The 8,090-nt window shown below is 73.3% G+C and carries 8 protein-coding genes; 5 read left to right on the top strand and 3 right to left on the bottom strand.

From position 1 onward, the window contains the following. From HMPREF0731_RS16495 to eutC, 4 genes are all read left to right on the top strand, one after another. Positions 1 to 1,225, top strand: a 1,225-nt coding sequence (locus HMPREF0731_RS16495; protein ID WP_007005315.1) for a hypothetical protein, incomplete at its 5' end; no start/stop codon positions are given. 68 nt (positions 1,226 to 1,293) lie between these two features. Next, complete coding sequence (locus HMPREF0731_RS16500; protein ID WP_007005316.1) at positions 1,294 to 1,986, top strand: MarC family protein; 693 nt, start codon at positions 1,294 to 1,296, stop codon at positions 1,984 to 1,986. Between the two features lie 64 nt (positions 1,987 to 2,050). Then, on the top strand, positions 2,051 to 3,586 hold the full coding sequence (locus tag HMPREF0731_RS16505) for a serine hydrolase domain-containing protein (protein WP_007005317.1): 1,536 nt from the start codon (positions 2,051 to 2,053) through the stop codon (positions 3,584 to 3,586). A 5-nt stretch (positions 3,587 to 3,591) separates the two neighbouring features. Continuing rightward, on the top strand, positions 3,592 to 4,350 hold the full coding sequence (eutC, locus tag HMPREF0731_RS16510; RefSeq protein WP_007005318.1) for an ethanolamine ammonia-lyase subunit EutC: 759 nt from the start codon (positions 3,592 to 3,594) through the stop codon (positions 4,348 to 4,350). A gap of 7 nt (positions 4,351 to 4,357) precedes the next feature. On the opposite strand, the gene HMPREF0731_RS16515 is transcribed toward eutC, so the two are convergent. After that, positions 4,358 to 5,473, bottom strand: a complete 1,116-nt coding sequence (locus tag HMPREF0731_RS16515) for a THUMP domain-containing class I SAM-dependent RNA methyltransferase (RefSeq protein ID WP_007005319.1) — start codon at positions 5,471 to 5,473, stop codon at positions 4,358 to 4,360. Positions 5,474 to 5,618: 145 nt separating this feature from the next. Between HMPREF0731_RS16515 and HMPREF0731_RS16520 the strand changes: the two genes are divergently transcribed. Further along, a complete protein-coding gene (locus HMPREF0731_RS16520) occupies positions 5,619 to 6,479 on the top strand; it encodes an alpha/beta fold hydrolase (protein ID WP_007005320.1) in 861 nt (286 codons plus the stop codon). A gap of 36 nt (positions 6,480 to 6,515) precedes the next feature. Here the strand turns inward: HMPREF0731_RS16520 and HMPREF0731_RS16525 are convergent, their stop codons facing one another. Both HMPREF0731_RS16525 and HMPREF0731_RS16530 read right to left on the bottom strand, forming a co-directional pair. Next, the gene (locus HMPREF0731_RS16525) at positions 6,516 to 7,712 is read right to left on the bottom strand and encodes an amidohydrolase family protein (RefSeq protein ID WP_007005321.1); all 1,197 of its coding nucleotides are present in this window, start codon (positions 7,710 to 7,712) and stop codon (positions 6,516 to 6,518) included. 92 nt (positions 7,713 to 7,804) lie between these two features. After that, the coding region (locus HMPREF0731_RS16530) for a citrate/2-methylcitrate synthase (RefSeq protein WP_281015363.1) at positions 7,805 to 8,090 on the bottom strand (286 nt) is incomplete at its 5' end.

The following is an 8,090-nucleotide window of genomic DNA, read 5'->3' on the forward strand; positions in this document are numbered from 1 at the left end:
CGAGGCGCCCGCCCCCGCCACCCCGGCCGAGCCGCCGCCGCTGCGCTACGAGGGCAGCCTGTTCCAGCTGCCGCCGGGCTGGGGCCCGATCCCCAACGCCACCGGCCCGAACTACATGGTGCAACGCAACTTCCCTGGCGATGCGCGCGGCCGCGGGCGCGGCGGCGCCATCATCCAGATCGCGCCCCCGGTCGCCGCCCCGGCCGAGCGGCTCGACGCCGTGTTCGAGCAGGCCACGCGCAGCCTGCCCGAGCTGGCCGACAAGCGCCCGACCCTGCGGCGCGAGGGCGAGACGGTGAACGGCCACCGCATGCGCTACGACACGCGCTGCTGCGGCACGCGCAACGGCGCCTCCCTGGCCAATGAGACAGTGGCGATCGCCACCGGCCGGGCCATCCACGTGCTGATGCTGGTCACCGTCAATCTGCGCGGCGACGACCGCCGCGCGGCGGAGGCGGATTTCGACGCGCTGGTCCGCTCCTTCCGCCCGACCGAGGCGGACCGGCCCTTCGGCCTGCAACCCGTGCCGGGCGGCGGCGGGCTGCAGGGCGTCTACACCCATCTCGACACCGGGCTGCGGCCGAACGCCTTCGGTGGCCTGGATTTCTACGCCGAGAGCGAGGTGCTGGTGCTCGACCCCTCCGGCCTGTTCAGCGACACCCTGCCGAATGGCGGGCGCGACCTGGCCGCGCATTGCCGCGAGACGCCGCGCGATTGCGGCACCTACCGCCTGGCGGGCGGGCAGCTGGAGCGGCGCCAGACCGGCTCCCGCTTCGGGCTGATCGAGATCGAGCGGGACAGCCTGGCGCGCGAGGGGCGGGATCTGCGCATCGGCGACACGCTGCACCGCTTCGTTCCGCCGTTGCCGGCCGACACGCGGCTGGAGGGGCGCTGGCGCTATTTCTACGGCTCGGCGGGCAGCACCGCCTTTTCCTCCGGCAGCGTGGCGGTGGAGCGGCATCTGCTGCTGACGCGCGACGGGCGCTTCCAGCGCAGCGGCTTCACCGGCGCCAGCAGCAGCAGCGACATGGGCGGCGGCAGCTCCGGCGTCACCGTGGGCTCGCAGCGCCCGGCCGGGCAGGGGCGCTACCGGATCGAGGGCTATACGCTGACCCTCACCGGCGATGATGGGCAGCGCCAGGTGTTCAGCCTGTTCATGCCGGACAGGGACTCCGACGCGGTGCTGACCATCGACGGCAGCAACTACCTCAAGCGCGACGACTAGCCGGCCGGGCGTCACGGCGCCGCCAGGGAAGCTTTGCCTTTCGCGCCCCGCCCGGCCTAGATGGCGCCATGCTGTCCGACATCACGCCGCTCGGCAGCGTCGCGGGGGCCTTCCTGCTGGCCTTCCCGGCGCTGTTCTCCATCGTCAACCCGCTCGGCGCCGCGCTGATCTTCAGCCAGGTGATGAGCGACCGCAGCGCCGCGGAGCGCGCCTATCTGGCGCGCCGCGTCGGGCTCTATTCGCTGCTGGTGCTGCTCGGCGCGCTGTGGGGCGGCGCCGCCATCCTGAACTTCTTCGGCATCTCGCTGGGCGCGCTGCGGGTGGCCGGCGGGCTGGTCGTCGCCATCCGCGCCTGGAGCCTGCTGATGGCGCCCGAGGAGCACGAGACCCGCAAGGAGCAGCAGGCCGCCCCGGCCAGCGACGCCGACGCCGTGGCCTTCTTCCCGCTGACCATGCCCTTCACCACCGGCCCGGGCAGCATCGCGGTGGCCATCACGCTCAGCGCCACGCAGCCGGCCAGCGGCACCGGGCTCTGGGCCTTCTTCGCCGGCGTCAGCGCGGCCGCGGCGGTGACGGCGCTGACCGTCTGGCTGGCCTACACCTGGGCGGACCGGCTGATCGCCCTGCTGGGCCAGAGTGGCGCGCGGGTGGTGATGCGCATGGCGGCCTTCCTGCTGCTCTGCATCGGCGTGCAGATCCTGAGCACGGGGGTGCAGGACCTGCTGGTGGCGGCGCTGCACGCCGCCGGCCCGCGCGGCTGAGCCGGGCTGGACCACCCGCGCCCGGCGTCGCAGGATGCGCCCTGCCATAGCAGGGAGACGCGCCATGTCCGCCACCGACACCCTGACCCGCACCCCCGACTGGGTGGCGGCGCGCGACGCGGCGGAACGCCTGCTGGCCCCCTGGCGGGAGGGCGGCGCCGCGCCGGGCGGCGCCATCCTGGCCTTCGATGCCAGCCGCATCCGGGTGGAGGTGGCGGCGGGGCTGGAAAGCCTCTCCGGCACCACGCCCTTCAGCGGCGCCAGCGTGGTGCGCTACGCCTCCGTCACCAAGCATGTGCTGGCGGCGCTTGCCTTGCGCGACGGGCCGTCGCTGGACGACGCGCTGGGCGCGCATCTGCCGGAGCTGCGCGGCGGCCTCGCCGGGGTCAGCCTCGGCCGCGCCCTCGACATGACCGGCGGCCTGCCGGATCTGCGCGAGACGCTCGCCCTGCTCGGCCTGACCGCCACCGAGGCGATCGGCAGCGACGCGGCGCTGGGCTTCCTGGCGCGGCAGGAAGGCCTGAACTTCTCACCGGGCACGCAGATCTCCTACTCCAACACCGGCTACCGCCTGGTCGAAGCCATCCTGGCGCGGCGCGGCCACCGCTTCGCCGATTTCGTCGAGCACAGCGTGAACCGCCCGCTCGGCCTCGCCTGGCGCGCGCCGGAGCTGTGGAGCGAGCCGGTGCCCGGCCTGGTGCCCGGCTACTGGCAGGATGGCGCGGGCTGGCAGCAGGGCTTTGCCGGGCTGCATCTCTCCGCCTCGGGCTGCCTGACCGGCAGCGGCGCCGACCTCGCCCGCTGGGGCCAGGCCCTGCTGCGCAACGAGGGTGCGGCCGAGGGCCTGCTGGCCCGCCAGGGCGCGCCGCGCCACCTCGCCGATGGCCGGGCGACCGGTTATGGCCTGGGCCTCGCCCATGACGAGATCGGCGGCGTGGCGCTGATCGGCCATGGCGGCTCGCATATCGGCTACAAGACCTATCTGCTGCTGGCGCCGGAGCCTGGCCTCGGCGTGGTGCTGGTGGCCAATCGCGAGGACGCGGCGAGCCACGCCATGGCGCTCGCCACCATGGCGGCGCTGCTGGGCGCCGAACTGCCGCCCCTGGCCCCTGCCCTGCCCCCCGGCCTCTATGCCGAGGATGAGGGGCCGCACTGGCTGGAGATCGCCGGCCAGACCGCGCTCTTCCTCGGTGCCGGCGACACGCTGCATGCGGCGGGCGATGGCAGCGTGGTGACGCTCTCCGCCCATCTGCCGATGCGGCTGCGCGCCACGGCGGAGGGCATCGAGGGCGAGCTCGGCCATGTCGCGCGCCGCTTCCGCCGCGTCGACGTCGCGCAGGATGCAGGGCTGGACAGCATCCAGGGCGAATGGCGCGGCGCCGCCGGGGATGCTGCCTTCCGCATCGAGGGCGACACGCTCCTCCGCGGCATCGGCCCGGCGCGGCGCCAGGCGACCCTGCGCCCGCTGGGCGGCGGCCGCTATGTCACGCAGCTGCCGGACGGGCCCTGGCCCTTGCGCTTCGGCCTGGCCTTCGCCGGCGACGAGGTGGCGCTGACCAGCCATCGCAGCCGCGTGCTGCGCTTCCACCGCGCCGGCTGAGCGCCATGGCCCAGACGCCCGCCACCGACCCCTGGGCCCGGCTGCGCGCGGCGACCCCCGCCCGCATCGGCCTGGGCCGTGCCGGCGATGCGCCCTCCCTGCGCGCCGTGCTGGAGTTCCAGATGGCGCATGCGGAGGCGCGCGACGCCGTGCACGCCGCGCTGGACGAGGCCGCCCTGCGCGAGGCCCTGGCGCAGGCCGGGCTGGGCGGGCACCCCACCCTGTCGCTGCAAAGCCAGGCGCCGGACCGCACCACCTATCTGCGCCGCCCCGATCTCGGCCGCCGCCTGCGACCGGAGGACGCCGCCGGGCTGCCGCGCGGCGAATGGGACGTGGTCTTTGTCCTGGCCGATGGCCTCTCTGCCACCGCCCTGCAGCGCCACGCGGCGCCGCTGCTGCAGGCGGTGCTGGCCCGCCTGCCGGGCTGGCGCGTCGGCCCGCTGGTGGTGGCGCACCAGGCCCGCGTGGCGCTGGGCGACGAGATCGGCGCCGGCCTCGGCGCCACGCAACTCGCCATGCTGGTGGGCGAGCGCCCCGGCCTGTCGGTGGCCGACAGCCTGGGCGTCTACCTGACCCACGCGCCCCGCCCGGGCCGTCGGGATTCGGAGCGCAACTGCATCTCCAACATCCATGGCGCCGGCGGCCTCGGGCACGCCGCCGCCGCCGCCAAGCTGGCCTGGCTGATGACCGAGGCGCGACGCCTTGGCCAGACCGGCATCGCGCTCAAGGACGACACCCCCCTGCCCCCGCTGCTGGAGGGCTGAGCCGGCCTCAGCCCAGCGGATCGGTGCGGTACAGCGTCACCCTGAGCCCGCCATGCGGCACCGGCGGGCCGGGCGGCAGGAAGGGCAGGCCGGTGGCCCGCGCCAGATGCGCCTCGCTGGTGACGAGGCCGACGCGCCAGCCGCCGAAGCGCGCCAACAGCACCTGCCCCAGCGCGCGATACAGCGGCAGCAGCGCGCCCTTATCGCCCAGCCGCGTGCCATAGGGCGGGTTGACGATGACCAGCCCGGGCGGCCCCTCGGGCGGCGCGATCTCGCTGATCGTCGCCTGGCGGAATTCGGTGTGCGCGGCGACGCCGGCGCGCTCGGCATTGGCGCGGCTCATCGCCACGGCCCCCGCATCGCGGTCGCTGCCATGGAAACGCACGCCCGGCACACGCTCGCTGCGCACGGCGCGCATGCGCGCCCAGGCTTCCGCGTCGAAGCTCGCCAGCTTCTCGAAGGCGAAGCCGCGCTGCCGGCCGGGATTCAGCCGCGCCGCGATCTCCGCCGCCTCGATGACGAAGGTGCCGGAGCCGCACATCGGGTCCAGCACCGGCTCCTGCCCGTCGAAGCCGCATTGCCGCAGGAACAGCGCCGCCATCGTCTCGCGCAAGGGTGCCGCATTCACCGCCGGCTTGTAGCCACGCTTGTGCAGCGCCTCGCCCGAGCTGTCGACGCTGATGGTGCAGAGATCCTGCTCCACCCGCACCATCACCGTGATCTCCGCCTCATCGGCGATGGGCGCGCCCAGCGTCTCGCGGATCGCCGTCTCGACGCGCTGCGCCACGGCGCCGCTGTGGTAGAGCCGGGATCCGGCGCAGGACGCCTCCACCCGCACCGGCACGTCCCGCCGCAGCACGGCATCCCAGGGCACCCGCCGCGCCCGCTCATCCAGCTGCGCCAGATGCACGGCGCGGAAACTGTCGATGCGCGCCAGCACCCGCCCGGCGCCGCGGATCCACAGATTGGCCCGCCACACCTCCGGCCAGCCGCCCCGCGTCACCACGCCGCCCGGCACGATCTTGGGCCGCTTGAAGCCCTTGCCGCGCACCTCCTCGCACAGCACGGGCTCAAGCCCCGGCAGAGCGGACAGAAAAATATCGAACTCGGCATCGCGGGTCATGGGGCTGCCTGGCTGAAGCATCGGGGGGGAAGCGCGGCGGGCCGCCGCTCTACCACGCCGCGCCGGGCCGGGCCACCGAAGCGCGCCCGGCTTACCCCCGCGCCCCGCGCATGCCACACTGCCCGCCGCAGCCGGAGGGGACAGCATGCGCGCACGCATCCGCGACACCGAGATCTATTTCGACGTCGAGGGCATGGGCCTCGTCCCCGACGGCCCCACCATGCGCGAACGCCCGGTGGCCTTCGTGCTGCATGGCGGCCCGGGCGGCGACCATAGCGGCTTCAAGCCCGGCTTCTCCCCGCTCGCCGAGCGCATGCAGCTCGTCTACATCGACCATCGCGGCCAGGGCCGCTCCGCCAAGGGCGATCCCGCGACCTACACGCTGGACGAGAATGTCGAGGATCTGGAGGCGCTGCGCCAGCATCTCGGCCTCGGCCGCATCGTCTCCATCGGCACCTCCTATGGCGGCATGGTCGCCATGGCGCATGCCGCACGCTACCCGGACAGCGTCTCCCACCTGGTGCTGGTGGTGACCGCCGCCCATGCCGGCTTCAATGACCGCGCCCGCGCCATCGTCGCCGAGCGCGGCACACCCGAGCAGATCCGCGTCGCCGACCAGCTCTGGAATGGCGAGCTGACCAGCCTGGAAGCGGTGCGCCACTATTACGCGGTGATGGGCCCGCTCTACTCCGTCACCCACAATCCGGAGGCCGGGCGCGATGCCCGCCTGCGCACCCTGCATGAGCCCGCGGCGCTGATGCAGGCCTTCCGCCCCGGCGGCTTCCTGCGCGGCTTCGACCTGCGCCCGGAGCTGCCGCGCATCACGGCGAAGACGCTGATCCTGGCCGGGCGGCATGACTGGATCTGCGCCCCCGAATTCTCCGAGGAGATCCACCGCCTGATCCCCGGCTCCGACCTGCGCATCTTCGAGCGCAGCAGCCACTCCATCCGCGCCGACGAGCCGCAGGCGATGTTCGACGCGATCAAGGGATTCCTCGTCTACTGAGCCGGGCGCGGGAAACTCCCCGCGCCCGGCCGTTGCTCAGGGTGCCTCGACCAGCGCCACGCCGCCGCGCGCTACCACGTTGCCGCGCTTGACCACCAGCGCGCGGGGCGGATGCGCCACCACCGCCTCGGCCACGCTCTCCGCCGCCACCAGCACCAGATCGGCGCGGCAGCCCTCCGCCAGCCCGTAATCCTTCAGCCGCATGATCTCGGCGCCGCCCTGCGTGCAGACGGCGAGCGCCATCGCCACCTCCTCGTCACGCCGGAAATTGTTGCGCAGGCCGACCATCATGGCGCGCTCCAGCATGTCGCCATTGCCATAGGGGCCCCAGGAATCGCGGATCCCGTCATTGCCGGAACAGACACGGATACCGCGTGCCACAAGCTGCGCCACCGCCGGCACCGGGCGGCTGGCGCTGCCCGTCGTCATGATGCCGATATCCAGCGCCGCGATCTCGTCCAGCAGCGCATTCACCATCGCCGCATCCGCGTCCCCCAGGCAGAAGGCATGGCTGACCACCACCTGGCCCTGCATGCCCAGCGCCCGCGTCCGCTCGAAGATCAGCTCCATGCTGAAGGCGCCCAGCAGCCCGGGCTCGTGCAGATGGATGTCCAGCGGCTTGCCATGCTTCTGCGACAGCGCGAACACCGCATCCAGATGCCCGGCCGGATCGCGGTCGATGCCGCAGGGGTCCAGCCCGCCCACCACCTCGCAGCCCAGCCGCAGCGCCTCATCCACCAGCTCCAGCGTGCCGGGCCGCACCAGCAGGCCGGATTGCGGGAAGGCCACCAGCTCGACATCCATCACATCGGCATAGCGTTCGCGCATGCGCAGCACGCCCTCCACCGCGCCCAGCCCGCCCTCCGTGTCGATATCGACATGCGTGCGGATATGCGTCGTGCCATGCCGCAGCGACTGCACCAGCTGCCGCCCCGATTGCCGCTCGGCGTCCAGGCCAAGCTCCTTCTTCACCCGCCGCTCATTGTCGATCTTGTCGATCAACCGCGGGCCGGCGCTGTTCGGAATCCACCCCATGCCCCACAGCGTCTTGTCGAGATGCGTGTGCGCTTCCACGAGCCCCGGGATCGCCAGCGCGCCGGCGCCATCCTCCACCAACGCGCCCGGCACGGCCTGGTCCGGCGCGATGCGCGCGATGCGGCCATCGCGCAGCAGCATGTCGGTGGCAGCACCACCCATCGGGCGGATGTTTTTCAGCAACAGATCCTGGGGCATCTCTTCCTCCGAGCAGGAAGCAAGTGCAGGACAAGACGGAAAGAAAAACAAGGCCAGGGGAATGAATTCCCCTGGACCCCTTCTTTTTTCTGTCAGTTGGCGGGCGGCAACGGTCCCACATACTCGGCGCGCGGGCGGATCAGCCGGCCCTCGGCGCGCTGCTCCAGCGCATGCGCGATCCAGCCGACACTGCGGCCCACGGCAAACAGCGCCAGCCCGCCGCCGCGCGGCAAGGGCAGCGTGTCCTCCAGCATCGCCAGCGCCACATCCACCGTCGCCGGCTGGCCGCTCAGCGCCTCGCCCGCCGCCACCAGCCGGCGCCAGCGAGGCGGCGCGCGCCAGCAGCGCCGCCGCGCGCGGATCGCCCTGCGGATACAG

It is taken from the genome of Pseudoroseomonas cervicalis ATCC 49957 (assembly GCF_000164635.1).
Taxonomy (GTDB): domain Bacteria; phylum Pseudomonadota; class Alphaproteobacteria; order Acetobacterales; family Acetobacteraceae; genus Pseudoroseomonas; species Pseudoroseomonas cervicalis.

Bases quoted from the DNA above. Each gene is read 5' to 3' on its own strand.
- HMPREF0731_RS16500 (WP_007005316.1), top strand. From the start codon at position 1,294: ATGCTGTCCGACATCACGCCGCTCGGCAGCGTCGCGGGGGCCTTCCTG.
- HMPREF0731_RS16505 (WP_007005317.1), top strand. From the start codon at position 2,051: ATGTCCGCCACCGACACCCTGACCCGCACCCCCGACTGGGTGGCGGCG.
- eutC (WP_007005318.1), top strand. From the start codon at position 3,592: ATGGCCCAGACGCCCGCCACCGACCCCTGGGCCCGGCTGCGCGCGGCG.
- HMPREF0731_RS16515 (WP_007005319.1), bottom strand. From the start codon at position 5,473: ATGACCCGCGATGCCGAGTTCGATATTTTTCTGTCCGCTCTGCCGGGG.
- HMPREF0731_RS16520 (WP_007005320.1), top strand. From the start codon at position 5,619: ATGCGCGCACGCATCCGCGACACCGAGATCTATTTCGACGTCGAGGGC.
- HMPREF0731_RS16525 (WP_007005321.1), bottom strand. From the start codon at position 7,712: ATGCCCCAGGATCTGTTGCTGAAAAACATCCGCCCGATGGGTGGTGCT.